37 protein-coding genes are annotated in these 26035 nt (G+C 32.2%); 36 read left to right on the top strand and 1 reads right to left on the bottom strand.

Translation table 11 applies throughout. The features are described from left to right. Positions 1–272: 272 nt before the first annotated feature. The 28 genes from dut to Q0625_RS00305 all read left to right on the top strand — a co-directional run bounded on the left by dut (position 273) and on the right by Q0625_RS00305 (position 17212). Positions 273–710 carry a dUTP diphosphatase gene (gene dut, locus Q0625_RS00170; RefSeq protein WP_002674355.1) on the top strand — a complete coding sequence of 146 codons (438 nt, stop codon included), beginning with the start codon at positions 273–275 and terminating at the stop codon, positions 708–710. A 30-nt stretch (positions 711–740) separates the two neighbouring features. Continuing rightward, complete coding sequence (locus Q0625_RS00175; RefSeq protein ID WP_298822883.1) at positions 741–1517, top strand: DUF4292 domain-containing protein; 777 nt, start codon at positions 741–743, stop codon at positions 1515–1517. Between the two features lie 81 nt (positions 1518–1598). Then, a complete protein-coding gene (locus tag Q0625_RS00180) occupies positions 1599–2867 on the top strand; it encodes a peptidoglycan DD-metalloendopeptidase family protein (RefSeq protein WP_298822884.1) in 1269 nt (422 codons plus the stop codon). A gap of 654 nt (positions 2868–3521) precedes the next feature. Beyond that, positions 3522–4418, top strand: a complete 897-nt coding sequence (locus Q0625_RS00185; RefSeq protein WP_298822885.1) for a Dam family site-specific DNA-(adenine-N6)-methyltransferase — start codon at positions 3522–3524, stop codon at positions 4416–4418. Between the two features lie 156 nt (positions 4419–4574). Continuing rightward, the gene (locus tag Q0625_RS00190; RefSeq protein WP_298822886.1) at positions 4575–4937 is read left to right on the top strand and encodes a hypothetical protein; all 363 of its coding nucleotides are present in this window, start codon (positions 4575–4577) and stop codon (positions 4935–4937) included. 26 nt (positions 4938–4963) lie between these two features. After that, positions 4964–5518 (top strand): hypothetical protein, encoded by a 555-nt coding sequence (locus Q0625_RS00195; RefSeq protein WP_298822887.1) that lies wholly within the window; start codon positions 4964–4966, stop codon positions 5516–5518. Positions 5519–5594: 76 nt separating this feature from the next. After that, positions 5595–6368 (top strand): ParA family protein, encoded by a 774-nt coding sequence (locus Q0625_RS00200; protein WP_298822888.1) that lies wholly within the window; start codon positions 5595–5597, stop codon positions 6366–6368. After that, complete coding sequence (locus Q0625_RS00205) at positions 6359–6823, top strand: hypothetical protein (protein ID WP_298822889.1); 465 nt, start codon at positions 6359–6361, stop codon at positions 6821–6823. The genes Q0625_RS00200 and Q0625_RS00205 overlap by 10 nt, the downstream gene beginning before the upstream one ends. Before the next feature lie 76 nt (positions 6824–6899). Next, entirely contained in the window at positions 6900–7187 is a 288-nt protein-coding gene (locus Q0625_RS00210) for a hypothetical protein (RefSeq protein ID WP_298822890.1), read from the top strand. A gap of 4 nt (positions 7188–7191) precedes the next feature. Then, positions 7192–7557: a hypothetical protein gene (locus tag Q0625_RS00215; RefSeq protein ID WP_298822891.1), complete on the top strand. Its 366-nt coding sequence runs from the start codon at positions 7192–7194 to the stop codon at positions 7555–7557. Beyond that, on the top strand, positions 7544–8422 hold the full coding sequence (gene dcm / locus Q0625_RS00220) for a DNA (cytosine-5-)-methyltransferase (RefSeq protein WP_298822892.1): 879 nt from the start codon (positions 7544–7546) through the stop codon (positions 8420–8422). Before Q0625_RS00215 ends, dcm begins: the two co-directional genes overlap by 14 nt. Before the next feature lie 9 nt (positions 8423–8431). Continuing rightward, entirely contained in the window at positions 8432–9019 is a 588-nt protein-coding gene (locus tag Q0625_RS00225) for a hypothetical protein (protein WP_298822893.1), read from the top strand. Positions 9020–9145: 126 nt separating this feature from the next. After that, positions 9146–9373 (top strand): hypothetical protein, encoded by a 228-nt coding sequence (locus Q0625_RS00230; protein WP_298822894.1) that lies wholly within the window; start codon positions 9146–9148, stop codon positions 9371–9373. A gap of 44 nt (positions 9374–9417) precedes the next feature. After that, on the top strand, positions 9418–9588 hold the full coding sequence (locus Q0625_RS00235; RefSeq protein WP_298822895.1) for a hypothetical protein: 171 nt from the start codon (positions 9418–9420) through the stop codon (positions 9586–9588). A gap of 49 nt (positions 9589–9637) precedes the next feature. Beyond that, a complete protein-coding gene (locus Q0625_RS00240) occupies positions 9638–10444 on the top strand; it encodes a Fic family protein (RefSeq protein WP_298822896.1) in 807 nt (268 codons plus the stop codon). 202 nt (positions 10445–10646) lie between these two features. Next, on the top strand, positions 10647–11432 hold the full coding sequence (locus Q0625_RS00245; RefSeq protein WP_298822897.1) for an SPFH domain-containing protein: 786 nt from the start codon (positions 10647–10649) through the stop codon (positions 11430–11432). Positions 11433–11514: 82 nt separating this feature from the next. Continuing rightward, positions 11515–12033 (top strand): MazG-like family protein, encoded by a 519-nt coding sequence (locus Q0625_RS00250; protein ID WP_298822898.1) that lies wholly within the window; start codon positions 11515–11517, stop codon positions 12031–12033. After that, positions 12026–12247, top strand: a complete 222-nt coding sequence (locus Q0625_RS00255; RefSeq protein WP_298822899.1) for a hypothetical protein — start codon at positions 12026–12028, stop codon at positions 12245–12247. The genes Q0625_RS00250 and Q0625_RS00255 overlap by 8 nt, the downstream gene beginning before the upstream one ends. A gap of 4 nt (positions 12248–12251) precedes the next feature. Continuing rightward, the gene (locus tag Q0625_RS00260; protein WP_298822900.1) at positions 12252–12686 is read left to right on the top strand and encodes a hypothetical protein; all 435 of its coding nucleotides are present in this window, start codon (positions 12252–12254) and stop codon (positions 12684–12686) included. Between the two features lie 24 nt (positions 12687–12710). Beyond that, positions 12711–12929: a hypothetical protein gene (locus tag Q0625_RS00265; RefSeq protein WP_298822901.1), complete on the top strand. Its 219-nt coding sequence runs from the start codon at positions 12711–12713 to the stop codon at positions 12927–12929. Positions 12930–12931: 2 nt separating this feature from the next. After that, positions 12932–13219, top strand: coding sequence for an ASCH domain-containing protein (locus Q0625_RS00270; protein WP_298822902.1), 288 nt, complete (start codon positions 12932–12934; stop codon positions 13217–13219). A 238-nt stretch (positions 13220–13457) separates the two neighbouring features. Then, entirely contained in the window at positions 13458–13835 is a 378-nt protein-coding gene (locus Q0625_RS00275) for a YopX family protein (RefSeq protein WP_298822903.1), read from the top strand. Next, positions 13822–14292 (top strand): hypothetical protein, encoded by a 471-nt coding sequence (locus tag Q0625_RS00280; RefSeq protein WP_298822904.1) that lies wholly within the window; start codon positions 13822–13824, stop codon positions 14290–14292. Before Q0625_RS00275 ends, Q0625_RS00280 begins: the two co-directional genes overlap by 14 nt. Continuing rightward, the gene (locus Q0625_RS00285) at positions 14292–14609 is read left to right on the top strand and encodes a hypothetical protein (RefSeq protein ID WP_298822905.1); all 318 of its coding nucleotides are present in this window, start codon (positions 14292–14294) and stop codon (positions 14607–14609) included. Before Q0625_RS00280 ends, Q0625_RS00285 begins: the two co-directional genes overlap by 1 nt. Positions 14610–14612: 3 nt before the next feature. Further along, positions 14613–15065, top strand: a complete 453-nt coding sequence (locus Q0625_RS00290; RefSeq protein ID WP_298822906.1) for a hypothetical protein — start codon at positions 14613–14615, stop codon at positions 15063–15065. Positions 15066–15068: 3 nt separating this feature from the next. Beyond that, positions 15069–15533, top strand: coding sequence for a hypothetical protein (locus tag Q0625_RS00295; protein ID WP_298822907.1), 465 nt, complete (start codon positions 15069–15071; stop codon positions 15531–15533). Positions 15534–15564: 31 nt separating this feature from the next. Then, positions 15565–16155, top strand: a complete 591-nt coding sequence (locus Q0625_RS00300) for a hypothetical protein (protein ID WP_298822908.1) — start codon at positions 15565–15567, stop codon at positions 16153–16155. A gap of 7 nt (positions 16156–16162) precedes the next feature. Next, on the top strand, positions 16163–17212 hold the full coding sequence (locus Q0625_RS00305; protein WP_298822909.1) for a toprim domain-containing protein: 1050 nt from the start codon (positions 16163–16165) through the stop codon (positions 17210–17212). Positions 17213–17275: 63 nt separating this feature from the next. On the opposite strand, the gene Q0625_RS00310 is transcribed toward Q0625_RS00305, so the two are convergent. Beyond that, positions 17276–17713, bottom strand: a complete 438-nt coding sequence (locus Q0625_RS00310; protein ID WP_298822910.1) for a hypothetical protein — start codon at positions 17711–17713, stop codon at positions 17276–17278. Positions 17714–18793: 1080 nt separating this feature from the next. Between Q0625_RS00310 and Q0625_RS00315 the strand changes: the two genes are divergently transcribed. The 8 genes from Q0625_RS00315 (at position 18794) to Q0625_RS00350 (ending at position 25816) form a co-directional block, all read left to right on the top strand. Beyond that, positions 18794–19342, top strand: a complete 549-nt coding sequence (locus tag Q0625_RS00315; protein ID WP_298822911.1) for a hypothetical protein — start codon at positions 18794–18796, stop codon at positions 19340–19342. A gap of 47 nt (positions 19343–19389) precedes the next feature. After that, positions 19390–19707: a hypothetical protein gene (locus Q0625_RS00320; RefSeq protein WP_298822912.1), complete on the top strand. Its 318-nt coding sequence runs from the start codon at positions 19390–19392 to the stop codon at positions 19705–19707. 18 nt (positions 19708–19725) lie between these two features. Continuing rightward, positions 19726–20052: a hypothetical protein gene (locus Q0625_RS00325; RefSeq protein WP_298822913.1), complete on the top strand. Its 327-nt coding sequence runs from the start codon at positions 19726–19728 to the stop codon at positions 20050–20052. Between the two features lie 2 nt (positions 20053–20054). Beyond that, entirely contained in the window at positions 20055–21725 is a 1671-nt protein-coding gene (locus Q0625_RS00330) for a DUF5712 family protein (RefSeq protein ID WP_298822914.1), read from the top strand. Between the two features lie 748 nt (positions 21726–22473). Further along, positions 22474–22809, top strand: coding sequence for a hypothetical protein (locus Q0625_RS00335; RefSeq protein WP_298822915.1), 336 nt, complete (start codon positions 22474–22476; stop codon positions 22807–22809). 30 nt (positions 22810–22839) lie between these two features. Next, on the top strand, positions 22840–24165 hold the full coding sequence (gene dnaB, locus Q0625_RS00340; RefSeq protein WP_298822916.1) for a replicative DNA helicase: 1326 nt from the start codon (positions 22840–22842) through the stop codon (positions 24163–24165). A 114-nt stretch (positions 24166–24279) separates the two neighbouring features. Continuing rightward, positions 24280–24483 (top strand): hypothetical protein, encoded by a 204-nt coding sequence (locus tag Q0625_RS00345; RefSeq protein ID WP_298822917.1) that lies wholly within the window; start codon positions 24280–24282, stop codon positions 24481–24483. A 7-nt stretch (positions 24484–24490) separates the two neighbouring features. After that, positions 24491–25816 carry a hypothetical protein gene (locus Q0625_RS00350; protein ID WP_298822918.1) on the top strand — a complete coding sequence of 442 codons (1326 nt, stop codon included), beginning with the start codon at positions 24491–24493 and terminating at the stop codon, positions 25814–25816. Positions 25817–26035 lie beyond the last annotated feature (219 nt).

A 26035-nucleotide genomic window follows, 5' to 3' on the forward strand; every position in this document is an offset into this window, starting at 1 on the left:
CCTTGATTTTGTTTAAATTTTGTTTGATTTCTGAGGCACAGCCTCATTCCTCTAACTCAACTTCACACCCCATTTTCTCATTTTCTAATTTCCTAATTCTCTAATTTTTAACCCTTATCGTACTACGACTTGCTAATTTGCTAATTACGTCGTATCTTTGCACCCAATAATAAAAGAAAACATCAAGAATGAATACACCGCAAGAATTGTGGCGCTACAAGTAATTAGTAATAAACACCGCAAACTTTGCCAAAGTTGAAACCCACTAAAAAATGACAGTAAAGATAAAAAACCTATCAAATAACGAGCTCCCTTCATATCAAACCGAAGGAGCCGCAGGCGTAGACCTAAGAGCTAATTTGCCTAACAGTAACATCACCTTACAACCCTTAGAGCGCACCCTCGTGCCTACCGGCTTATTCTTAGAAATACCCGAAGGTTATGAAGCACAAGTGCGTCCGCGTAGCGGTATGGCAATCAAGCACGGCATTACAGTAATCAACAGCCCAGGTACTATCGATTGTGATTATCGTGGCGAGGTAAAAGTACCTATCGTAAACCTATCCAATGAACCCTTTACCATTGCCCACAGCGACCGTATTGCCCAAATGGTATTTGCCAAGTATGAGAAAGCCACTTTTGAAACTGTAACCGAGCTTTCACAAACTGAAAGAGGTGCCGGAGGCTTTGGAAGCACCGGAGGTAATTAAGCAAATAGTCTCATTGAGAAATAACATATTATGAAAAAAATCATCTTAATCCTTACAGTCTTGCTATTGGTGAGCTGTAAAACCAAACAAGCAGTAGTAACCCCCGCTGGCAGAACAAGCGTTGATAAACAAGCCAAAGAAATTATCAACCGCCACCTAAAATCGTTTCCTACTTTTAAAACACTTAGCGCTAACCTGCAAGTAACTTATAAAGACGGTAAGAATGAGCAGAGTTTGCCTCTATCTTTCCGTATGGAGAAAGACAAAACAATATGGATATCCGCTCCTTTGGGAGTAGCCAAAGCACTCATCACCCCCGAAAAAGCCGAATATTATAACCGTTTAGACAGTTCTTTTTTCAGCGGTGATTTTAGCTATATCAGCAAACTGTTAGGCATTGATGTAGGTTTTAACGAATTACAGAACCTATTATTAGGCAATGCGCTTTACAGTCTCAACTTTAAAAGCGAAGGTTTTATCAAGCTCCTCCCTGAGGACAACAACCGCTATAATATTGAGGTCACCGGCGAGTCGCCCGTGGAAGTGATTTACCGCTTCCTACCTGATAATTACCGTGTGGAGGTTACCGAAGTAAATCATTTGGGAGCAAACCAAAAGGCAATAGCAACTTACAGCTATCAGCAAGTGGGGGAACTCTTATTACCTCTCTCCATTAAGATAGTTGCCAGCGAGGGAGAGAATAGCACCCAAATCATTTTAGAGTTCAAAGGATTGGATTTAGATAAAAAACTATCCTTCCCCTTTAAAATCCCATCGGGAATGAAAGAAATAACAATAAACAAGTAACAAATGTGTCGCAAATTTTACCAAAGTTTGAAACTCTGGCAAAGTTGAAAATACGTTAAACTGTCCGTCGTGCTACGACCTATGAATATACTAAAAATCACACTGTTTTTGCTTTGCTTTCCGCTACTCCTTACAGCGCAAACTAAGCAAAAAGAATTAGAACAACGCAAGAAGGCTCTGCTTGAACAAATCAAGCAGATGTCCGCTTTACGCCAACAACAAAGTCAGCAACACAAAACTACCATTCAGCAGATAGAAGTTGCTAATGAGAAGATATTAGCGCGCACACGCCTAATACAAATCAATCAGCAGCAGGCGAATTTGCTTTCCAAAGAAATAGCTGACAACGAGGAACAACTGCGTACCCTCAAAAAAGAATTGGAATACCACAAAGGCGAATACGCTAAGATTATCAAACAGTCGTTCAAAAGTAAATCGGCACAAAACCGATTGCTGTTTTTGCTCTCTTCTGAAAGTTTTTCGCAAGCCTACAAGCGATTGGCTTATATGAAACAGTATGCCAACTATCGCAAAGAGCAGGTGAGCCTCATACGAGAAAAGACTGATAAAATAAAGACTATCAACAATACTTTGGTAGCCCAACGCAATACTAAAAACCAAGTATTGGAAGAGCAACGCCAAGAGCAAGCTACTTTGGAGACGGAGAAAAAGGAGTTGGAAGTGTTGGCTACCAATATCCGTGCCGCAGAGCGCAACTATGAAGCGCAGATACGCGAAAAACAAAAACAAGCTAACGCTATCGACCGCGAAATACAGCGCCTGATTCGTTTGGCTATTATAGAGGCAAATAAACGTGAGAAAGAGCGTTTAGCTGCTTTAAACAGAGGAAAAAACGCTCCTAAAACTACTTCTTCTCCTTCCTCAGGTTCTAATACTGAAATTATTTTTGTACTTACTCCCGAATCGCGTAAAGTAGCCGATAGCTTCGAAGCCAACAAGGGTAATCTTATTTGGCCAGTGGCAAAGGGCTACAAATCGCAAGGTTTTGGGGTGTATTACGACCCTGTATATCCTGAGTTGCAACATTACAATAATGGGGTGACCATTGCTACTGAAAAGGGTTCAGAAGCCCGTTGTGTGTTTGAAGGCGAAGTATCAGCCATACAATCGATACCAGGAAGTAACAAAGTAGTGCAGGTGCGACACGGTAACTACATCACTATTTATTACAATCTCACTGATGTGTATGTAAAGAAAGGAGATAAGGTAAAAGCCAAAGAGCCTCTTGGCAAAATCTTCACCGATAGCAATGGCAAGACCGAAATGAAGTTCTTTATATATAAAAACACTACCCGCCTCAACCCCGAATTCTGGATACATAAAATGTAATAACATAACAAAATCCCTACAAAAGTTTACTTTCTTTTGTAGGGATTTTTATATGCTGGTTATTGATTGGTTGTGTGAATTTTGAGAGTTACTCAAAGCTTTCTCTAAGGTTATTGATGATTAACAGTTGTGATGGGTATTGATAGGTGGCTTAGTTGCTGAATTTACACAGAATGAGATGTAAATATAGTTGTAAATCAGTTTTGTATATGTAAAACTGACATCAAATTAAAGTTTTGTTATGTTATTCCGAACTGACGTAATTCCAATGCAAGTTTGAGACAAAGAACTATGGGAGAGTGTTATTAAAAGAGTAAACAGACATTATTTTTACATTAATAATATGTTATACATTATACATAAAAATAAATTAGAAAACTACAAAACCCTCGAAGGTATTGTAGTCCCTGAACTCCTAAGAAAATACACCGGTTTTGATATCATCAACTAATGGGCTAATAAGTAATTTTGAAAAATTGCAAAGTTTTTTCTATCCCCTAATCTCTATCTTCTAAAAATTCTTCATATCACGCAAAACCCTATACTAAATAAAAACAATAAACCAACTATCAATAACAAATAACAAACGACTAATCCATTTGTCTTTTGCTATTATTTTACTACCTTTGTCCCCAAAAAATAATCACTCAAAAAATGCTTACATACACCTATCAAAAAATAAAATCACCCCTTAATTACATAGGAGGAAAAACAAAAATATTAAACCAAATACTCCCCCTATTCCCAAAGTATATCAACAACTTTGTCGATATATTTGCAGGAGGTTGCAATGTAGGTATCAATGTAGAAGCAAACAAAGTCTATTTCAATGATAATCTTTCTTTTCTTATAGAAATGTATCGCTACTTTCAGCAAAACGAATTAGAAAGTACACTCTCTTATATCCAAAACAGAATAGCCACCCTTGGGCTCTCCCTTACCAATGAAGAAGCCTACAAAAAATTACGCAATGCCTACAACCAGCACAAACACCCCTTAGACCTCTTTGTCCTCATAGCCTACTCCTTTAACCACCAAATACGCTTCAACAATAACCACCAATTCAACAACCCTTTTGGCAAAAACCGAAGCAGTTTTAACCCCTCAATGAAGCACAATCTTGAGCAGTTCATTATCCAAATTAAGGAAACACAACCCATTTTCTCAAGCCTTTGCTTTACCGATTTTGATTATTCTTTCCTTACCCAAAATGATTTTCTGTATGCCGACCCTCCCTATCTCATCACCACAGGCACCTATAATGACGGCAAACGGGGATTTAAAGGTTGGAATGAAAAAACAGAACATCAATTACTTGCCCTTTTAGACCAACTCAATGCAAGAGGCATCAAATTTGCCCTTTCTAATGTATTAGAACACAAAGGAAAAGAAAATACCATCCTAAAAGAATGGCTTCACAACCGCCCCCAGTATGTAGTCAATCACATCAATACCCATTACGCCAATGCCAATTATCAAACCCTTATACGCAACAAAAACGCTTCCAATGAAGTACTAATTACTAATTATATATCTAAAAAATCATTCTAATATGGAAAATATTTAGCGGTCAAAAAGAAAATATTTTTTATTATTTAAATAAATATCATATTTAAATAAACAAATAAAAAATAATAAAAATAAATTACCTTTTACTTGGTAGTCTCATTTCTTTGTACTACCTTTGCACACGAAAAAATAAACGTTATGAAATCAAAAAGAATATTGGAGTTTGTTCATGCAGAAGAGTTTAAGGCTTGGGCGCGCAGTGAAACTCATCCTTATCTTGCAATATATTATATTTTTGAGGATTTTTCTTTAGAGGGAAAAGAAAGATATAATAGAGAGAGATTTGAACAAATAATGGATAGTATAAAAACAAGGACAAAAGAATATTACGAAAAAGGAGATTTGGAATGGAAAGAAAAAGGTACTATAGATTTTTTTTTAAATGATTTGACAGAGGAAGAGTTTGATTATGCTTGTCAAAGATTAGATATAATAAAAGAAGGAAAAAATCAACTTTCTCATGAAGAAATCATGAAACTATTCAATGAAGATTATTACTAATTTTTTAAATTTAAAAACGAACAAAAATGAATACTACAGAATTTTTAATTAAGTACATCCAAAATTGGTTTTGGATTTATAGACCTGAGTTAGACCTCAGAGGAGACGAAGCAAAAAGAATTTACAATGAAATAAACGAAATTCTTTCGCTTGATAAAATGGAAGTAATTACCAATGAAAAGGGGGAAGTTATTAGTAACGAGAGGGACGAAAAAGCCATGCTCGTAAGAGATTATCTAGAAGAAAACTATACAAGCTACACTAATTTGGTGTGTGCAGCAGTTTTGGAAGAAGATGAATTTCGTCATGCTACTGCTGCCATGAAAGAAATAGGTTTCTTCTACGAAGAGGAATATAAACTCCTTGTTGAGTTGATTAAGAACAAAAGAGATTGGTATAAACAATACCAAGACACCAAAGATTTGTTTGACGATGAAAGTTTCAAAGAGCATATCCGACAAATGCTTAGAGAAAGAAGATGGAATGATAATTTGCCAGTGCCAAAAGTAGAGCCTTTTGACCCCACTATAAAGAGCGCTTATCCACCCGTTGAATATTTGGACACACTCACTTATTTGTAAACAACTAAATTATTTTGTCTATAAATAATAAATATCATATTTAAGTAAAACAGTAAAAATAATAATATTAAAGAAAATGATTATAGTAAATTTGAACAGAAAGGGAGGGGTTGGAAAGACCACCAACACCATTCATATAGCTGCCGTATTGGCAAGTAAAGGAGCTAAAGTATTATTGGTAGATGCTGATAGTCAATGTGATTTATCAGGGGGGTGCAACATCAGAAATGAAAAGCTATTGGACAGCTTTAATATCGTGGATTTGTTAGAGGGAAACCCTAAAGGAAAAGAAGAAGTTTTGATACAAGTGGATGAGAACATGTTTGTTCTAACTGGTTCTCAAAATTTTGATGCTCAGAACTATAAAAAGAACGCTCTTAAAAAGGCGCTAGACCCAATAAAGGACGCTTTTGATTTTGTCTTTATAGATGTTCCTCCTGCGGGAATTGTTGCTACCTCCACTACTCCTGCCGAGCTTGCTTTGTTTGCTTGTGATTACTATATGTGTACTTTATATCCTGATTACTTTTCATCAAAAAATCTTAATGATTTTTTGCAGAGTGTAGAGGAATTAAAGGAAAAGAACAAACTTCCATTACAGCTTATTGGAGCATATTTTTCCAATGTAAATCCACAGACGATAATGTATAAGAATTTGGCAGAATTGATGAATACACATGCCAAAGAAACCTTTTTTCAAACCTTTATCAGACGTTCAGAAAATGTAGTTAAAGCAAGTTGGGAAGGAAAGACAATATTCCAATATGACCATAATTGTACTGTAGCACAGGATTATCTAAATCTAACAAACGAAATGCTTAAAAAACTTGGTATAAAAAAATGGAAATAAATCTTTTTAATTTTGGCAATAATTACCTTGATGATAGTTCCTTCTTTGAAAACCTTGAAGAATACGCTTCTTTTAAAGAGAAGTGGAAAAAAAGAGGGGGAAAAGATATTATTGATGAGATGTTTTACTCTTTAATAATAGGAGAAATTCTTTTCTGTGTTGTAGATAAAAACGTATTTTCTATAAAACATATAAGGGAAAATAATATTGATGGACATACTTTAGATAATAGACTATTGTCTATTGAGAAGTATAATAAAAGAATATTTGATTTTATTACGACTAAAAGAAAAGGAGAACAAATGGAACTCTTTTCTATTTGGGCAAAGGAATTTGTAAAAATTTTTATAGGATTAAAAATTTTCTTTCTTACGGATAGAAAAGAGTTAGCAGCGGATTATAGATATATAGAGTTTATAATCAATAAGATAACTATCTTTTATAATGAAAAATAAAAGTATAGTAATAGTCTAATATAAAGCTAAGAAAAAAGCGGTCAAAAGAAAAATAATAATATTAAAAATCAAAATCATGACAAATCAAACATTACATCTACAAGAGTGGGTAAATAAGAAAAAGATTACACCACAAAACATTTCTCATAGTGAAATACACAGTTTTATTATGAAAGAATTTCCTATCTATGATTATGTAGAAGACCTTTCTTTTTTAGAGGAAGACTTTCATGCAAGAATAGAATTAAATATAGAAAGAGAAGAAACTATTCGTGTCGGAGAAGAAGAATATCATGTAACTTTATCAGAGTTGGAAAATAAAAAATATATGATAACCTCTTATAATAAACGTTGGAAAAAATAATATTATGATTTCTATATTAATTTTTTGTATTGGGGTGTTTCTTTGTGTTCTTTCAATGATTTTAGTATCTTTTTCTTTATACAACAGAAAATGGGCTTCTTCCTTGAAAGCTATTCTGATTTGTGCAATAGGAATTTGTCTTATTTATTATGCAAAAAATCAATTAGAAGAAAAAAGAGAAAAATTAGAACATAGCATCACTAAAAAGGACATCACTAAAAAAGAAATAAAAGAAGAGCAAACTCCTTATGTATGGGGAAAGATAGCTGAAGCCTTATCGTTGGCTTTTACCTTTTGTGTTTTGTCATGGACAACAGTTCTTCATTTAAAAGGAATAGAAGAAAAATATAAAAGAGATGAAAATAATTGACCTTTTCAGCGGTATAGGTGGTTTTTCGCTCGGCTTTCAGAGAGCAGGTTACCATTTTACAGAACACTATTTTAGTGAGATAAAAAAAGAAGCCATAGCAAACTATAAATATAATTTTAAAGATGCAACTTATGTCGGAGACATTAACTCTATTCAGCCCGCAGACTTTACAGGGATTGACATTATCACTTTTGGAACGCCTTGTCAAAATTTCAGCATTGCTGGAAGAAAGGAAGGTCTCAAAGGAAGTAAAAGTAGTATTATCTACCAAGCAATTGCCCTCGTTGCTCGGCTCAGACCAAGTGTTTTTATCTGGGAAAATGTTAAAGGAGTACTCTCCTCTAACGCTGGCGCAGACTTTTGGGCAATTCTCAAAGAATTTACCAACATTGGGTGTTATAGACTTGAATGGCAATTGCTTAATACAAGCTGGGTACAAGCCCAAAATAGAGAACGAATATTCCTTGTTGGATATCTTGCAGGAAGAGGTGAGCCAAGAATATTTCCTTTCACAGAAGATGATTTCTTGTCTAAATCGGGAGAGAAAAGTAAATCACAAGCCCCGATTAGTGGAACACTCAAAGCCAATGGAAACTTAAACCAAGATGATACGTATATTGTTTATGGTTCTACTTTGAAAAAGCATAATAAAGATTATACAAATAGTAAAATTCGTGTGCTGACAGAGGTAGAAAGAGAGCGCCTGCAAGGCTTTCCTGATAACTGGACACAATATGGTGATTATGGAGGGGTGGTAAAACCTATATCAAGAAGACAGCGTTATAAACTCATAGGAAATGCTGTAACGGTTGATATAGTAGAGATGATAGCTAAACGATTAAAAATAACGAAATCAACAAACTAATTGAGATTTATGAAGACAGTATTTAAAGTAGGAATGGAGGTCTATGACCAAGTCAATAATCCAAATAAAAAAGGGAAAGTACTGGATATAAAAGAAGATGCGTTTTCTCATAAAATACATTCTTACGATTATCCTATTGAAGTTCAATTTGAAGGAAAAGACGACCTTAGTTATTATGATTTAGAAGGTTGTCCTGTGTGGAGTTCCAATCCTACACTTTCAACCTCCCCTTATACTCTGCAAGGCTTTGAACAAAAAGCACCTATAAGAACTTATGAGGAAGCTATAGATTGGTTAGAAAAGAACTCTAAAGATAGAGTGATTTATGCAGATGAAGCATACATTAATGAAGAATATGAAAGAGCTTTTGAAGCACTAAAAAAATTAACTATCCTTAGAGATTATTATAATGAAGGTTGGCAGCCTAATTGGGAAGATGATGAATGGAAATACTTTATTGAAAACTATAGAGGTAAATTAGATACTGAGAGAACTTGTGGTAATGGTAGAGTATTAGCTTTCAAAACTAAAGAAATCAGAGACAAATTCCTCGAAGAACAAAGAGAACTATTAGAAATTGCAAAACCTTTATTATGAATTTAAAATAATGAAGAGGAAAACATTAATCATATTAATTGTATTTTAAACAAATATGATATATATATTCAAACACAAGAAAAAAATGAAAGTGGATATATAATTCCTATATCAGCTTTTTATGCAATGTATTTATCATATAATCAAATAGAAGATTTTCGTCACTTGCATGTAACTCCTGAATTAGTATTTGAAGAAAAGGAATTAGAAGAAATTACAAAAGAGGAGTTTAATAAAGCTCTTAAAGAAGGAGAAGAATTAAGAGCCTTGTTAATGCAAAATCCTGAAATTGCTGAATTGGAAAGGGCTAAGGAAAAAGTATACAGAAGCATGGTTTCTCTAAGTAGTTATTAGTATATAAATATCATATTCATAAAACACAATAAATAATAATAAAAATGAGAAAAAAAATAATATTAGTTTTAGTACTCCTTATTCCATTAGTGGCGTTGGTATTCTTATTGATAATGGTATTATTTAAGACATTATTTAGTGGTGAATTGCCTTATTTGTGGATGTTAGGGCTGGCTTTAGTAGTTGGAATTATAGAAGCAGTAAAAAACAATTGACATAGAAATATAAATATCATATTCATAAAACACAATAAATAATAATAAAATGAGTATAGAAAAATTAATACAAGAATATAAAGATTTGGAGATAGAACAATCTTTGAATTATATGGAATTTAATAAAATTCTTATTACAAGTCATTCTACAAGGATAGAGGGGTCTACTTTAACCTTAAATGAGACAAGAATACTTATTGAGGATGGAAATACGCCTAGTGGGAAGCCTTTGCTTTTTTCCAATCAAGCAAAAGACCATTATGAAGCTCTTAATTTTATTTTGGAACAAGCCAAGAAGAAGACACCTATTTCTATGAAATTCATTCAAGAAATAGGAGCTAGAGTGATGAAAAACACAGGAGAAGTTTTTTCTAATGCGTTAGGTGTAGTAGATTCTAGTAAAGGAGAACTTAGAAAGGTGAGAGTATCGGCAGGGAATAGGTCTTTTATGAACTATGACAAAGTACCTATGGCTTTAGAAAAATTAGCTAATAAACTCAATGAAGAATTAGATAAATCAAAGACAATAGAAGAACAATTAGCTTTATCTTTTTATGCTCATTATGAATTAGTAAATATACATCCTTTTCTAGATGGAAATGGAAGAACGTCAAGACTATTGATGAATTTCATACAACATAGATATGGACTTCCTTTAGGTATTATTTTTGCGGAAGATAAAGCGCAGTATTACGAAGCATTAGAGAGTGTAAGAGAAAATGAAACTTTTGATAAATATAATGAGTTTATGCTAAGCCAATACCAAAAACATCTTTCTAATGAAATTGAAAGGGAGAAGCAGCAAAGAAATGAAGAAGATAAAGAAATAGAATGGAAACCTAAATTAAGATTGTAACAATAAATAACAATAAAAATGAGAAAAATAGCAATACGAGTGTTAGTATTCATTATTCTGTTAGTGGCGCTGGTATTCGGGATAATGGTATTATTTAGGAGTGAATTTCCTTATTTGTGGATAGTAGGGCTACTTGTATCAGTTTTTATACTGATAGCTTTTCCTTACGAGAAATTTTTTAGGAACTAATTTAATTTTTTATATGATGAAGAAGATGATTTTTCTATTAGGTGTTATGGCTTCTTTGGTAGCTTGTAACAGACCTGAACCCAATTATGAAGGGGTTTTAATGACAGAGTATGGACGAAATGGTATCAATTCGTTCAAGATTGTAACAGGAGCGCAAGGGATATTAGGACTGGGTAGTGAACTCTATCAAGTGCCTATGTGGGAGCAAGCAGGCGACCCTGATGTAGTGGAAATTACAGCCAAAGATGCAGGCGTATTCACGGTAGACCCCTCTTACACCTATACGCCTATTCGTGGTAAAGGTGCCGAGATTGTGTTCAACTACAAAAACTACAATATTAAAGACCCTGAAACCTTCTTTGATAATGTAGAAGCCAATGTACTTAACAAGCGTGTTACAGACGCTTATCGTGAGGAAGCGAGAAACTACACCACTGACAGTCTTATGAATAACTTAGGTAAGTTTGAATTATCAGTACAAAGAAGACTGAAAGAGGAGTTCGAAACTAAATTCTTTGACCTCACAACACTTACATCAGGGCTTAAACCTCCTGCTTCAATGCTCAAAGCGGTAGAAGACAGAAACAAGGCTATTCAGGAAGCTAATAGAGTAAAAAATGAGTTAGAGACCTCAAGAATGCTGTTAGAGAAGGCAAAGATAGACGCGGAAACAAACAAAGTTCAATCCGCAGGTCTTACAAAGGAAATCCTAATGCAGCAATATATTGAGATGTTAAGTAAGACCTCTAATAAGGTAATTATCACAGATGGCAGAACGCCAGTGATATTGGGTAATTAAAAACCTAAAAAGCAAGTATCAATCGGGATAATAGCAGGTTCAAGTCCTGCCTTGCTTTCAATAATTAATTAAAAAAAAACAAATGAACAAAACAATACAAGAACTTATCCCACTTATTCATAAGTGGGCAGAAGAAAGAGAAATCTATGAAGAGCTAACGCCTTTTGAGGAACTCTTAAAAACGCATGAAGAAGTTGGTGAGCTTATCAAGGCATGTTATGACAATGATAAGTCCGCTGTACAAGATGCAATAGGTGATGTGATGGTAACGCTCATTAACTACTGGTATCTTCGAGGTGAAAATATAGAAGCTATTATAGAAAAAGTCTTATCCGAGCCTTTTGACGCTCATACCTCTCATGTCTTAGTTGCTATTTACGCCAATAAATCAATAATAGACCTTTTCTTTGACGAAGCTCTAAATAAGTATTCTACTGTTAAACCATCTCCTTTTTTGAATGGTTTTAATGTACTAAAGCATCTAAATAATATAGCTCTTTTGGCAAATACCACCCTTGAGGAGTGCCTAAACATCGCCTACAATGAGATAAAAAACAGAACTGGAAAAATATCTAATGGTCAATTTATAAAAGATGAATAAACAAGAACTATTAAAGTGTTTAAAAGAAGCACTAACACACCTCTCTGAGGTTGAAAAACACACAAAATTTCATAATGAAATAATTAAAAAGCTCTATTTACAAGTTCCTCTTGAACTTAGTGAGGATAAAGAAATAGATAGCTTACTAAAAGAATTAGACAATCGCAATGAAGAGGTTGCTATAAGTTGGTCAATGTACTTGTTTAAAGGGTAAATATATGAAGAATTACAATTACCCCTCTTGGCTCGTCCCTATAGAGATAGTCAATGAACTCAAAGAAACTGGATTTAATTGCTTTGAAATGGTTATAGATACTCAAACTGGAGAGTGGTACAAGAAAAAAGAAGTAGAGGAAACTGTCTTGAAACATTCCAATTTAGAAGAAACTTGTGATTGGGAGCAAGTATTGGAATGGTTTAGAGATAAAAAATGTATAGGAATTGTTACTTATCGCTATAAAAATAAGACAGATAAGGGATTTTCTTATGAAATCATAGGGCTAAGAAAACTGTTCGCCCTCTACAATACCTATGAAGAAGCTCGTGAAGCATTAATCAGAGAACTCATAAACGTTTTTAATCTTGATTTAAAAAAGGCTATGACTGCTTTCTATAAAATGAAATGGTCAGAGAGAGGGGAAGATACAGAATAATATTATTTTCAAAAATCAAAAGAAATGAAAGAGTATAGTATAAAATTTGAACATACAAAAGTAGATACTTACATCGCTGTAGTCAGAGCAAATAATGAAGAAGAAGCAAAGGCTCTATTTAATGATAGTCCTTTTGACTATGTAGAAAGCAATGAACCCGAATACACGGAGGGAGAAAAGGTAAAGATTGTGAGAATATATGAAGATGAACTGGACGAGGAAGAGTTAGATGAAATTCTTTGATTATGAAAATTCTTTACTTAACCCTAAAGAAAAGATGGTTTGACCTTATCCTATCAGGAGAAAAAACAGAAGAATATAGAGAAATCAAACCCTACTGGCAGAAGAGACTTACAGATAAATCTTTTGATAGAGTAGTTTTTCGTAATGGATATGCTACCAATGCGCCACAATTTGCTATAGAACTAAAAAGTATCACACAAGGGATAGGAAAAATTGAATGGGGAGCAGAAAAAGATAAAATGTGCTTTATATTGAAATTAGGAGCTATCATCAATAAAGAAGAAGAGTAATAATTATTGTATTCTATTTTTAATATTAAAAACAAACATCATATTTGATTAAAGCAGGAAAAACAGAAAAAATAATTTATATTTTTCTTGGTAGTCTCATTTTTTTGCACTACCTTTGCACACAGATAAGAGAAACATATTTCTCTTTTGAAAGCCATTATAATCTCATACGATTATAATTAATTTTTAAGGTTGTAAATAAATATCATATTTAAATAAACGATTAAAAACAATAAAAATGAGAACAATAAGGTTTAAAGCGATAGAAGTAAATAACAAGAAGTATGAAGATAGAAACGGAAGTTTTACTTATGGCTATCTTACAAATAAAAATCATATAAATGAATTTGAAATAGACCCTGAAACAATATGTCAATTTACTGGTCTTTATGATAAGAATGGTAAGGAAATATATGAAGGTGATATTTTGTTAGAAGAAGGATTTATTAAAAACACCTCACTTACACATAAGAGTAAATATTATGTAGTTTTTAATAATATTAATTGTTCTTTTGAACTATGTGATAATAGGGATAAAATAGTTCATTCAAAAGCACTTAGTGAATACACAGTTAAAGATTGTACTATAATAGGAAATATTTATGAAAACAAATAATTACCCTGATTGGCTTGTATCTATAGAGCAAGCCAAAAAGCTCAAAGAAATTGGATTTAACGAGCCTACTCAAAATACTACATCTTCTGATGTATTAGAGAGTAAAAGATATAAAGAGGAGAACAAGATATATTCTCAAAATTACATACTAAAGGAAGAAAGTTCTTATAATGCGAATAGTACAGAAAAAGGCATTTCTATACCTACTTGGGAGCAAGTACTCGAATGGTTCAGAAAAAAGGGACTTTATGGTTTTATCCTATTTGACAATACTTATCCTGATGCAGAAAGTGAAACTTTCTCTTTTGAGATTAGAAAAATCAATCGTAAGCTAATATACAGTTCTGAAGACAATAGTACAGATGAATTTAGCAGTTACGAAGCGGCTCGTGAAGCGTTAGTTAATAAATTGATTGAATATAAAAGCTATGGTATAACACATAAAACAGAAAAATAATGATAGGAATAATAGTAATAGGGGTAGTAACTCTGATTGGTTTAATAGGAATATTTTATTTTTTTAGAAGAGACAGTGATTGGGGGTTTTATATATCCTTTGTTTTTGCTTTCGTAATGTCTATTGCGTTTGTAATAAAACTGAACGATAAACATGAAAAAGAGAAATATACTCTTTACGAACTAAAACTAATAGATAATACTATTGTTAGAGATAGTTTATATAATGAGAAAGAGTATTTTTATGATAAAAAAGGAACACAATATTACAAAACAAGCATTATTTATTCTAAAAAGATAGACACTAAAAATCTATAGTATATGGAAACAAATGATTATCCAAATTGGCTTGTATCGGTAGAGCAAGCAAAAAGACTCAGGGAAATAGGTTTTGATAAAGAGTGCCACTTTTTTTGGAACTTTTATGAAGATGTAAATAGGTTGTGTTGTTATGCAGACATCTGTGAAGAGGATGATGATTTTCTCTATCCTGACGAATATAATTATAACAATAAAAATTCTACTGGTTATTATGTGTATTTGTCAATACCTTCTTACGAACAAGTACTGGAATGGTTCAGAGAAAAAGGATTTATAGGAGCAGTAAGATACTTACCTATTTTAGGTAAAAAAATATATATTTATGAAATTTTTCAAATATATATGCGATTTGTTTCTTATGAGGAAGAATTTCCAACTTATGAAGAAGCTCGTGAAGCGTTAGTTAATCGTCTGATAAAAGAATATACAAAATACTATATTCTAAAAAAATAAACTATGGAAGTAAATAATTATCCATCTTGGCTCGTATCGGTAGGACAAGCTAAGAGACTTAAAAAAATAGGGTTTGATTTACCTTGTCAATTCTTCTTACCTATAAAACAGTATGAAGATTTTGACACCAAAGAATTAGGATTTGATTTTAAAAAAGAAAATCATAATAAATCAGTTGATTATTTGTCTATTCCGAGCCACGAACAAGTACTCGAATGGTTTAGAGGAAAAGGGTTTATAGGAGTAATAGATTGTTACTTTGATGAAGAAAAAGACAGACCTTTCTATAGAGGAAGTGTTAAAAATTTTCTTGGAGAACTCGTTTTTGAAGCAAATGAGATAGGAGAATACAAAGAAGCAAGAGAGTGGCTTGTTTATCAACTTATTGATGAGTGGAAAAAGATTTACGAAAAAACATTAAATAAAGAAGATTGGGCTACTTTCATGAGTGGAATACTTTCTATGTAAAAAACTTAAATAAAACAATAAAAATACAAATATGGCAACGAAGACAGAGAAAAAAGAGACTTTTGGCGGGCAAATCCAACTAGGAGCTATTATGAAAACCGCTGCTTTAAAGAGAGGGGAAGGAAATAAAGATAAAATAAGAGAAAAATTGGAAAAAGAGCGTTTTTTTCCAATGCCAGTAAAAGTCCCAGTTAAATTTTGGGAAAATTTTTCTACCGCTTATTATGAACTAGTCAAAGAATTAGGAGAGGAGTTTGTCTCAATAACAAGGTCAGATGTGTTTATCTCTCTTATTAAATACATGGATAAGAATATAAAAATAGACACTGATAAACATAAGGATTTCTATGATACTTATATAGGAATTAAGGGAAAGCGTCCCTCTAATGATAGAACATTTCCTCCTGATGAGAAAATGGCTAATTACTGTTGGGCAAATTTTACTAAGGAGGAACTCGATATTTGGAAGAACCTGCTTACAAAACTTGCTATAAAGGTAGGAGTGGAGAGAAGAGAGGATTTTTCCAAGCAATACTTTATGAGTGATATAATAGACTTCTTTTTAGGGCATATTCCTGAAATAGTAGATTTTGTAAGGGAAGAGAAAAACAAAGAAAAATAATGATATTATGAATATAGGAGAGATAAACGAGCAGATAAAGATAGAAGATTTTTTAGCTAATGAAGGTTTCTATCCAGACAAAAGCAAAAAGGGAGGATTAGAATTGTGGTATTGTAGCCCCTTGAGAAGCGAGCATACTGCTAGTTTCAAAGTACATACAGGAAAGAATGTTTGGTTTGACTATCCTCAAAAAGTTGGAGGAAAGCTAGTGGAATTATGCCGACTACTAAAGAACATGGATATAAATGAAGTAGTCTATTATTTCAATAATGAATACAAAGGAGGGGCAACCCCAATAATAGAACACTATAGGAACTCGGAAGTAGAGCAAGAAAACGATAATGGAGATGAAATACTAAATGAAATTAAACCTATAGAGAATAGAAAGTTATATGATTATCTAAGAAGTAGAAACGTAAATTTTGATATAGCAAAGGAATATCTCACAGAGGTTCATTACTTATCGGGAGGAAAGAGATATTATTCTTTGGGCTTCAGATGTGATAATGCAGGATATGAGCTAAGAAATTGTTATAGTAAGAGGAATATTAATGGAAAGAATTTTTCTACTATAAAAAATGGTTCAGAGAAAGTAAAAATGTTTGAGGGCTTTTTTGATTTTCTAAGTTATGCTTCGGAGCATAAGGAAACTTACAAAGATTACGATTATATAGTTCTAAATACGGTAGCCTTTGTACAATCAATGTATAATAATCTCAATAGAGAAACAAACAGTTCTTTGTATAAAAACCTCTTAGGATATAACAGAATAGACACTTATTTCGACAATGACGGAGCAGGGAAGGAGATAACAAAATTAATGGAAAATTTATTTGACGGAGTAAATAATTTCTCTGTACTCTTTGATAAATATGATGATTACAATGATTTTTGTATAAGAGGAAGGTATGATGGAGTTTTCACTCCTGAAGAAAACAGTATTACTCCTACCAATACAAAAGTAAGAGGGAAAGATAATGTTGAGGTAAAAGAAGAGGAAAATGTGAAAGAGGAATATATAAAAAAGAATATAGGTGCTTATTCTAATTTCAAATGATTATTCTAATTTCAAATGATTTGTATTTTTGGTGGTCATTTATGTAGAAAAAGAGTAGTTAAACTACTCTTTTTCTTTATCTGTATCTTTCTCTACATTTAGCAATTCCATAAAGTTGGTAACACTATCTGGAGACACTTTTGTAAGAACTTTTCTTATCTCGTAGAGATTTTGTATGTCCTTATCATTTAATTTTAGGTTATAAACTTTTGAAATGTTATTTGATATTCGCCTAACATCTTTAAGGATATTTGGCAGATAAGTCTTTAATTTTTCAAGAGAAATTTTTGGGTCAATCTCTTTTTCTGTCAAAGAATTTTCTACCTCTGAAATAGCCTTTTGAAGTTTTTCTTTAACCTCATAGGCGTTAATGTAAAGAAGAAGTCCAGCTTTTTCTTTAGGAAGAGAAGAAAGGTCAGCCTTTTCTTTTTGTTTTCTTTTCTGTGTTTGCCCTTCGTTTTTAATTGGACTTTCAGTTGGTGTTTGAAGTTCTGTATCCATAAAATAAATAATTAAATTAATGATTAAAAATTCTGCACAAAGGTAATATATACTTTTCAAATATACAATAGATTATATAAAAATTTTTACATTATATAGTAACTTATACATCGTAAAAGAAAAAAGGAATAAAAACCTAATGTAAAAAAGGAAGAAAATCTAATATAAAAACCTTAGTAAAGGCACATAATCCTTACGTATTTTTTCTTTGAAAGCCAAACATGGTGAGATTGATTTTTGAGCAGAAATAAGTTATAGCTACATTATAAGAGGAGGAAAAACCTAATGTAAAAAATGGAATAAATCTAATATAAAAATTTTAGTAAAGGCACATAATCCTTACGTATTTTTTCTTTGAAAGCTAAACACGGTGAAATTGATTTTTGAGAGAATATAAGCCATAGCTACATTATCAGAGGAGTAAAAACCTAATGTAAAAAAGGGAATAAATCTAATATAAAAATCTTAGTAAATGCACATAATCCTTACGTATTTTTTCTTTGAAAGCCAAACACGGTGAGATTGATTTTTGAGCAGAAATAAGCTATAGGCTACATTATAAGAGGAGTAAAAACCTAATGTAAAAAGGGGAATAAATCTAATATAAAAAATTTTAATAGGTTCATATAATCTATATGTATTTCTTCTTTGACAGCTTTGTGGATTTATATATATTAAAGGATTTCCAAAATGTGCGAAATAGAAGAAATAAATAGTTCGATGATAAAAAATATAGATTAGAAGAATGACAAAAGAGAAAGAAGAAAAGATGATAAAACAGAAGAATTAAATGAGAAAACAAACGCTTAAAAAGATGATAAAAAAAAATTGCTCCGCAAATTTGGTAATTGAGAAAAAAGATGTAAATTTGCCGTATTAAAAATAGCAAGCCGAACCCGAACCAAAGGTATCGGGTTGACTTGCCCTAACGGGAGTAACAAACAGAGTATCAACAACATACGTAGAAAAACGAAGTAAAACATATATTAGATTTATATTAGAAATATATTAGATTTACAAAAACATATTGATAATCAAACAAATAGCGTATATTAGATTTATATTAGAAATATATTAGGTATGAAATATAAGACAGTAATTTTAAACGAAAAAGATTACCTGAAATTGAAAAAGATTTCAGATAAGAGGAATATAACTCTAACAAAGCTATATTCTCTTTTGATAGCTTATTTAGAGAAAAATGAAAGTAAATTCTTTCCAGACTTATTTTTTGATGAGACGGAAAAAAAAGAGGAAGAAGAAGTTATTCCTATGGAGGTTCTAACTCAAAAGGAGTTGAAGAAGCTATTCACCCATGAAATAAATAGGCTTATAGGATTTATAAAGAAGCAAGACGAAATGTTAGGAAACATTCGTCATGATATAAGTGATAAGTCTAAACAAATTCTTTTTAAGATGATACCTAAGGAGGAACAAGAGCTATCCGAGTATCATCCATTATTTGATGATTATGACAATACCATTATTATTTTAAAAAATTATATTTATAAGAAAGGAATAAAGCCCGAAGAATTAGAAGAAGATATAAAAAGGGAATTAGGAGAAAACGTTTTTAATGAGTATATAAGATATTCAGAGAATGTTATAAAGAAAAATTTCCTCGAATAATATTTTACTTTTATAATTCGTTTAAATTAAAAAAAAGACATAGAACAATGAGTATAAATGATTATATAAGAGAAGTAAGGATTTGTTACGACAGATTTGAAACTATTTGTGAAGCCACAACTTTGTATCTAATAAAAAATATAGTAGAAGACTATGATGATTTTGAGTTTCTCTATTTTAAAGTTTTATGTGATGATAGAATAGTACTTTTGTGCATAGAGATAGCAAAGGACAAAAAACAAAAAATAAATCCTGATTTACATGGTTATATATTTACTACACGTAGTATGCACGAAATAGAGAAATTATACATAAAGAAAAATAGAAAACTAACTATAGAAGAAATTTTAAAAATAGATTATTAATTGAAATTAATTTGGGTTATGAAAATAGATGAATTATATAAAGAGGTAGAAGATACTTTTACAAAACATCAAGAAGCATGTAGAAAACTTACGGACTATATTATTGAAAAAGTTGTCAAAGATATGAGAGATTATGAGTTTGATACCTTTTCTGTCATTTGTACATACGCAGATGGTGTAGTGTTGAGTATGGATATTGAGAAAGATAAAAAAAATAAGATAAATCCTTATTATTTAAAATATGGTGCAGGGGTTGTTGTTTGTAATATGAAAGCAATCATTTTCATGTATAAGGAAGAGAAAAGGAAAGTTACAGTAAAAGAAATTTTTGATAATAGGTTTTGATTATGCACTCTGAAGTACATCTAAAAAGTGATATAGAGAGTAATAAAGGTAGTTGTGCAAGGTTTGCTCACTACCTAATGAAGTATAATACCCATTTCTTTTCTCATAGTAGAACAGATATAAGTGAAAAGGAAGCTGTGGAGATGATAGACAAACATGTTAGTAGAGGATTAGGTAAAAATGATGATAAGTGGTATGCTCCTACCTATAGTTTGAGTGAAGAGGAAGCTCAATGGTGGGCATATAAATTATTTGGGAAGCATTACACGGACTATGAACAATTAAGTGAAGGAGAAAAAGAAATTTGGAATGAAAAGATGATAGAGTTAGCACGAGATTTTCAGAATGTAATGGCTAAAAATTTTAATAGAGAAGATTTGGGAATTTCTTCGGGAGAAGATTTGATGTATGTGGGAGTGGTAGAAAATGAAAGACATTATCACGGATATGATGAAGAGGTAAAACAAGGAAAGGCTAAATCAGGAGAGCGGAAAAAAGGCTTTAATACACATATTCATATCATACAGAGTAGGAAAGCCAATAACGAAAAAAAGAGTAAAATTAGCCCTTTAGCTAATGAGAGAAAGGTAAGGGAAAATAATTTAGGAAAAAAAGTAGGTTTTGATAGGGGGCAATTTAAAATCAACTGTGATGAAGTCTTTGATAAGGTAACAGGGTATCAGAGGAAAGTAGAAGAAACTTTCGAATATCAAAACGAGGTGAAAAAGAATACTACCTCTAATAAAGAGGAAATCAAAAGAAGAGTAAAAGACAAAGAAAATGACTTAGGTATCACTATTCAACGAAGAGGGAAAAAAAGATATAATACAAAAAAGAAATATGTAAAGAGGGAGGAGTTAAAAGAAATAAAGGATAAAATCCCTTTATTAGATTATCTTTTTGAGTTACAAGAGAGAGGACTGCTCATTTATGAGGGTAAAAAGGAAGGAAAACACATCTTTAGAGAATATTTTAAAGATAAGCCCACTATAGAAGTTGATGACAAAGGCTTTTGGCAAGACAAGGAAGACAATAAATCTGGTAAGCTCGTAGAAGCAGTAATGAAGTTTGAACAGTACAATTGGTTAGAGAGTGCTTTGTATCTAAAAGATAAATTGGACGAAATGAAAAAGGAGGAGAGAGAAATTTTTGATGAAAGAAAGAAGGTGATACAAGAGAGGGGAGTAGTCTTTAAAAACTATACAGATTATTATAAAGAGATGTTTGGTATACCCGAAGAAGTGGTAAAAGAACATTTAGTGCAAGTAAAGTACGAGCTGCCTAATGGAAAAACGTGTTACGGAGTAGGAATGAAAAATAATTCAGGAGGGTATGAACTTACTAATGGAAAGTATAATTCCAAAGTAGGAAAACAAGATATAACAAGTATCTCTTACAAGAATGAGAATAAGAACGTTCTTCTCTTTAATTCTACAGAGGATTATTTAAAATACTTAACTAAGCAGCAGGTGGATAGGACAAGGGAAGATGTAATTATCCTAAATGAGGAGAAAAACTGGGAAAAGGCTAAGGAACTCATCAAACAAAAAGGCTATGAGAAGACTATCTATGTTACCGATAGTCAGAATATCGAAGACAATAAGCAGGTAATAGAACAAGAGCAGATATACACCATAGATTTGGATAAAATAGAATATCGAAGAAAAAGATAAAAAATAATTTGCTTGTTTCATTTTTTTGTACTACCTTTGCAGCTCATAATATTAAAATTAAATTATTCAAAAAGCCGCTTGCTCCATGTAAGCGGCTTTTTATCTTACTATAAAAATTTAATCTATTTTTAGTCATTTAAATCATTTAAATAAATATTATACTTAAATACAATAGTAATAAATATTATTTTTTATTTACTTATTCTAAATGAGGAGAAAAACTGGGAAAAGGCTAAGGAACTCATCAAATAAGAAGGCTATGAGAAGACTATCTATATTACCGATAGTCAAAACATAGAAGATAATAAGCAGGTAATAGAACAAGAGCATATATACACTATAGATTTAGATAAGATAGAATACCGAAGAAAAAGATAAAAAATAATTTGCTTGTTTCATTTTTTTATTGTATTTTTGCAGCGCAACATTGAGGTGATTAAGGTTATTATGGAGGACTTTTGCATTAACGTATAGAAAGAATATCCTAATAATGTTACCACCAAGTAATCATAGATGTTTCCTCATACTGGTCGTTTGAGGAAGTGCTTAAAACCGCTTGCTCCATGTAAGCGGTTTTTATTTTACCCTAAAAATCTAATCTATTTTTAGCCTTTTAAATCATTTAAATAAATATTATATTTAAACACAATAGTAATAAATATTATTTTTTATTTAGGTTTCATGTATGAACTCCGCTATTGTTTTAAATATCAAAGTAGTATAATTTTGCAAGAAATAATTATATATAATGTATCAGTTATTACATCAGTTAGAAAAAGAGTATTATTATTTTAATTTAAGGAATAAGATAGGAGATATATATGCTCCTAAAATAAATGGAGAAGGCGATATATCAGGGTTCAATATGTTGATTGCTATCTTGTTTGCAAGCAATCATCGGTTATCAGGAGAATTTACCACAACCTCTTATTTAGAAGAAAATGAAATTCCTTTTAAAAGAGACTGTCCCAAAGTAGCTTTCGTTGATTTTAAAATAACCAATACAATTCTATTTCTAAAAGACCAAATAAATAAGCTCATCGGGGACTTTCAACAAGATAGGGAGGAGGGAGAGGAGATTTGACAAAATATAATTTTATAAGATGATAATTGTATGCAAAACAGACCTAAACCTAACAACACTGATTTAGAAGAAGTGGTACTTGGAGGTATGCTTAATGAACAAAGGGGAATTGCTGCATTCGTAGAGGTGGTAAAAGACACGAATGTTTTTTATAATCCTAAAAACGCCATAATTTACGAAGCTATTCTTTCTCTATACAAAACATCTAAAGCAATAGATATACTAACCGTTAGTGATGTTTTAAGGAGAAGAGGGAAGCTCAAGGAAATAGATGGAAGCGCACACCTTGTTTTCCTCACTCAAAAGGGCTACTCCTCTGCTCATATAGAATATCACGCCCAAATCCTATTAAGATTATACGTTAGACGAAAAAGTATAGAAGCAGGTTATGAACTTATGGAAAAATCCTATGATGATGAAACAGATGTTTATGAGATATTAGATAACTCATATAAGGAACTTGATAAAGTATCAGATTGGCTGTCAATCAAACAGCCTAAAGAAATAGGCGATTATTTGGAAGAGGTGCTAAAACCCAAATCTGAGAGGGGAGGAATACCTATGGCAATAAGTGATGTTAATATCAGATTAAACGGTTATCAGCCTAGTGATTTTATTGTTATAGCAGGGCGTCCATCAATGGGAAAGACCGCATACGCTTTGAATGATGCCTTACATCAGGCAAGATTAGGTTTTCCTATAGGTATATTCTCCCTTGAGATGAACGCCCGACAGCTTACAGCGAGATTGTTTGCCAATTATGCAGGAATAGATAGTAATAAACTATCTTTTGGAACGCTATCTAAGAGCGAAATAGATACAGCCGTAAGAGAACAGCCTTTTTTCAGTGAACTGCCTTTGTACATTGACGATGAACCCTCGCTTTCTTTGTTATCTCTTAAAATCAAAGCAAAAAAGTGGGTAAGAGAGAAAGATGTTAAAGCTATTTATATTGATTACCTACAGCTGATTAATAACAATCAAAAAGGACGCACACGAGACCAAGAAATTAGTGAGATTTCTCGCACTCTTAAAGGACTTGCTAAGGAATTAGATATACCTATTATTGCCCTTTCTCAACTCTCTCGTAATGTAGATACAAGAGCGGATAAAAGACCTATGCTCTCCGACCTTCGAGAGTCTGGAGCTATAGAACAGGACGCAGATTGTGTTATTTTCTTATATCGTCCCGAATACTATAAAATAGACCAATGGGAAGATAGCACCCCGACCACTAACGAAGTGGAAGTTATCATTTCTAAGTTTCGTAATGGTACAACTGGAGGGGTAATTGCAGGCTGCCAATTGCAGTATATGCGCTTTTTTGAAAGGGGAGGACAATACAACACTCTCTAAAGAGAATACTCCCCTCCTTTTTGAGGAGGGGAATATTCTACTATAAGAATAGTAATAAAAATAATAATATTGAAAATTAAAAATCGGGGCAAAGGTACAACAAAAATTTGAGTTATGACAACACAAGAAAAAGTATTATACATCATTGACCTATTAGAGCTATCAGATACACAAGTAGGACGAGCCATTGGAAAGAATAAATCTACAGTGGCTCACAAAAGACGTAATATTGGCTTTAATAAATTTACAGAGGAGAATTTTAAAAGCCTAAGAGATGCCTATATAGAAAAATTAGATAAGATTAAACAATTAAAATAACAGAAACATGGAAAATTTCAAACCTTTTTCTAAAAACAATGAAGAACAAGCGGGTCAAAAGAAAAACAAAAATACACCCCTTATTTTAACTGATGAAGAAACAACCACAACTGAACAACCTGCTCCCTCTCAAATTTTATTGCCTTATAAAAATGCAGAAGGGAAAGTAACTCAATTGAGGTTTGATTTTGGGCAGGAGTATGAACCCCCTTTGTTACAAAAGAAATCTCATAGGAAAATAGCTAAGGTATATAAAGAAATTCCTGCTAATGTAGATTTTCTTTTTTTTGGAAATGAATTTGTTGATGAATTTCTCTTGGACAGAGAAGCTACAATATTGACCACGAATGCCTTAAAAATCATTTTTAATATTATCTCTCAACTTAGACAAGAACAATTTCAAAGTCAAAATGTGCAGAAACTAGACCTTTTTGAAAATGAATTTACATACGAAGATGATGTTTTTGCACAGATAAAAATAAAAAACAGCCTAATAACACGAGACTCTATTTCTCTTAGAAAGGCATACGAATTGTTAGAGGGGTATAGAAAAGGGTGGTATAATATAACAAGGAGAGATGGACGAAAAATAAAAGTATATGGTGGTCTTGTAAGTAGTATTGCTTATGAAGAAAAGGGATATACCACCTTTTTAATAAGTGGATATTGGGTTAAAAAACTTATAATCATAGATAGCTATAACAAGCAACTCTATAAATTGGCTTATAATGTACGTACAGTAAAACCTATTCTTTTTGCTTTTTGGTTATCTAAAATACCAATGGAGGGAACAAAAGTGAAATTAGAGACCTTAAACGCCCACTTTGACGTGAAATATGCCACAGCAAGGGATATGTGTAAGGGTTTTTTGAAGGGAATAAGAGACAATTTAAATAGATTTAATTACAAATCGTTTAATTATAACTATATAGGAGACATCATAACTATTAAACCATATCTAACAAATATCATTGATAAAGAAGCCACTATAGAAGATACTACTAAAGAAAAAATAGAGGGAGACTATCAAATGCGTTATTTTAAAGATAGACATCAATTGAGTGATGAGGAAATGAAAGGAATAGAATTCATCTATGAGCATGGAAAAGAGGACAAGAAAATCATTACAGGAGGATATAAAAGATTTGTTGAATTTTGCAGAGAGCGCAAAGAGAAAACGACGGATTATATAGGAGTTTCTTTTTTAGAGAAGCTCCAATATTTTGTTGAAATAGAATATCACGAACTTTACAAGAACAACAAACACGCTCCAACGAAATGTCCTATAAAAGTTTTCTTTTCAAAAGAGGAATTTTCAGACGCGAAATTTTAACATTCTCGTTGCAAGATTGCACACCCCACTTGCAAGATTGCACACCCCACAACGGCTAAAACAGCCGTTTTTTTAATTGTTTTTTAAGATTTGTTGCAAGAAAGTCCACCCCAATTGCAAGATTGCACACCCCACAGCAACCCAAAAGTGTTAAAGAGGGGTTTGTTGCAAGATTGCACACCCCACAGTTGCAAGATTGCACACCCCACAGTTGCAAGA

Source organism: uncultured Capnocytophaga sp. (genome assembly GCF_938029845.1).
In the GTDB taxonomy this organism is placed as follows: Bacteria; Bacteroidota; Bacteroidia; order Flavobacteriales; family Flavobacteriaceae; genus Capnocytophaga.

Bases quoted from the DNA above. Each gene is read 5' to 3' on its own strand.
- Q0625_RS00310 (WP_298822910.1), bottom strand. From the start codon at position 17,713: ATGGATACAGAACTTCAAACACCAACTGAAAGTCCAATTAAAAACGAA.
- dnaB (WP_298822916.1), top strand. From the start codon at position 22,840: ATGCAAAACAGACCTAAACCTAACAACACTGATTTAGAAGAAGTGGTA.
- Q0625_RS00275 (WP_298822903.1), top strand. From the start codon at position 13,458: ATGAGAACAATAAGGTTTAAAGCGATAGAAGTAAATAACAAGAAGTAT.
- Q0625_RS00320 (WP_298822912.1), top strand. From the start codon at position 19,390: ATGAGTATAAATGATTATATAAGAGAAGTAAGGATTTGTTACGACAGA.
- Q0625_RS00315 (WP_298822911.1), top strand. From the start codon at position 18,794: ATGAAATATAAGACAGTAATTTTAAACGAAAAAGATTACCTGAAATTG.
- Q0625_RS00210 (WP_298822890.1), top strand. From the start codon at position 6,900: ATGACAAATCAAACATTACATCTACAAGAGTGGGTAAATAAGAAAAAG.
- Q0625_RS00240 (WP_298822896.1), top strand. From the start codon at position 9,638: ATGAGTATAGAAAAATTAATACAAGAATATAAAGATTTGGAGATAGAA.
- Q0625_RS00350 (WP_298822918.1), top strand. From the start codon at position 24,491: ATGGAAAATTTCAAACCTTTTTCTAAAAACAATGAAGAACAAGCGGGT.
- Q0625_RS00180 (WP_298822884.1), top strand. From the start codon at position 1,599: ATGAATATACTAAAAATCACACTGTTTTTGCTTTGCTTTCCGCTACTC.
- Q0625_RS00200 (WP_298822888.1), top strand. From the start codon at position 5,595: ATGATTATAGTAAATTTGAACAGAAAGGGAGGGGTTGGAAAGACCACC.
- Q0625_RS00235 (WP_298822895.1), top strand. From the start codon at position 9,418: ATGAGAAAAAAAATAATATTAGTTTTAGTACTCCTTATTCCATTAGTG.
- Q0625_RS00280 (WP_298822904.1), top strand. From the start codon at position 13,822: ATGAAAACAAATAATTACCCTGATTGGCTTGTATCTATAGAGCAAGCC.
- Q0625_RS00265 (WP_298822901.1), top strand. From the start codon at position 12,711: ATGAAAGAGTATAGTATAAAATTTGAACATACAAAAGTAGATACTTAC.
- Q0625_RS00245 (WP_298822897.1), top strand. From the start codon at position 10,647: ATGATGAAGAAGATGATTTTTCTATTAGGTGTTATGGCTTCTTTGGTA.
- Q0625_RS00230 (WP_298822894.1), top strand. From the start codon at position 9,146: ATGTATTTATCATATAATCAAATAGAAGATTTTCGTCACTTGCATGTA.
- Q0625_RS00305 (WP_298822909.1), top strand. From the start codon at position 16,163: ATGAATATAGGAGAGATAAACGAGCAGATAAAGATAGAAGATTTTTTA.
- Q0625_RS00295 (WP_298822907.1), top strand. From the start codon at position 15,069: ATGGAAGTAAATAATTATCCATCTTGGCTCGTATCGGTAGGACAAGCT.
- Q0625_RS00260 (WP_298822900.1), top strand. From the start codon at position 12,252: ATGAAGAATTACAATTACCCCTCTTGGCTCGTCCCTATAGAGATAGTC.
- Q0625_RS00225 (WP_298822893.1), top strand. From the start codon at position 8,432: ATGAAGACAGTATTTAAAGTAGGAATGGAGGTCTATGACCAAGTCAAT.
- dut (WP_002674355.1), top strand. From the start codon at position 273: ATGACAGTAAAGATAAAAAACCTATCAAATAACGAGCTCCCTTCATAT.
- Q0625_RS00205 (WP_298822889.1), top strand. From the start codon at position 6,359: ATGGAAATAAATCTTTTTAATTTTGGCAATAATTACCTTGATGATAGT.
- dcm (WP_298822892.1), top strand. From the start codon at position 7,544: ATGAAAATAATTGACCTTTTCAGCGGTATAGGTGGTTTTTCGCTCGGC.
- Q0625_RS00290 (WP_298822906.1), top strand. From the start codon at position 14,613: ATGGAAACAAATGATTATCCAAATTGGCTTGTATCGGTAGAGCAAGCA.
- Q0625_RS00250 (WP_298822898.1), top strand. From the start codon at position 11,515: ATGAACAAAACAATACAAGAACTTATCCCACTTATTCATAAGTGGGCA.
- Q0625_RS00285 (WP_298822905.1), top strand. From the start codon at position 14,292: ATGATAGGAATAATAGTAATAGGGGTAGTAACTCTGATTGGTTTAATA.
- Q0625_RS00255 (WP_298822899.1), top strand. From the start codon at position 12,026: ATGAATAAACAAGAACTATTAAAGTGTTTAAAAGAAGCACTAACACAC.
- Q0625_RS00330 (WP_298822914.1), top strand. From the start codon at position 20,055: ATGCACTCTGAAGTACATCTAAAAAGTGATATAGAGAGTAATAAAGGT.
- Q0625_RS00195 (WP_298822887.1), top strand. From the start codon at position 4,964: ATGAATACTACAGAATTTTTAATTAAGTACATCCAAAATTGGTTTTGG.
- Q0625_RS00215 (WP_298822891.1), top strand. From the start codon at position 7,192: ATGATTTCTATATTAATTTTTTGTATTGGGGTGTTTCTTTGTGTTCTT.
- Q0625_RS00270 (WP_298822902.1), top strand. From the start codon at position 12,932: ATGAAAATTCTTTACTTAACCCTAAAGAAAAGATGGTTTGACCTTATC.
- Q0625_RS00300 (WP_298822908.1), top strand. From the start codon at position 15,565: ATGGCAACGAAGACAGAGAAAAAAGAGACTTTTGGCGGGCAAATCCAA.
- Q0625_RS00325 (WP_298822913.1), top strand. From the start codon at position 19,726: ATGAAAATAGATGAATTATATAAAGAGGTAGAAGATACTTTTACAAAA.
- Q0625_RS00190 (WP_298822886.1), top strand. From the start codon at position 4,575: ATGAAATCAAAAAGAATATTGGAGTTTGTTCATGCAGAAGAGTTTAAG.
- Q0625_RS00345 (WP_298822917.1), top strand. From the start codon at position 24,280: ATGACAACACAAGAAAAAGTATTATACATCATTGACCTATTAGAGCTA.
- Q0625_RS00185 (WP_298822885.1), top strand. From the start codon at position 3,522: ATGCTTACATACACCTATCAAAAAATAAAATCACCCCTTAATTACATA.
- Q0625_RS00175 (WP_298822883.1), top strand. From the start codon at position 741: ATGAAAAAAATCATCTTAATCCTTACAGTCTTGCTATTGGTGAGCTGT.
- Q0625_RS00335 (WP_298822915.1), top strand. From the start codon at position 22,474: ATGTATCAGTTATTACATCAGTTAGAAAAAGAGTATTATTATTTTAAT.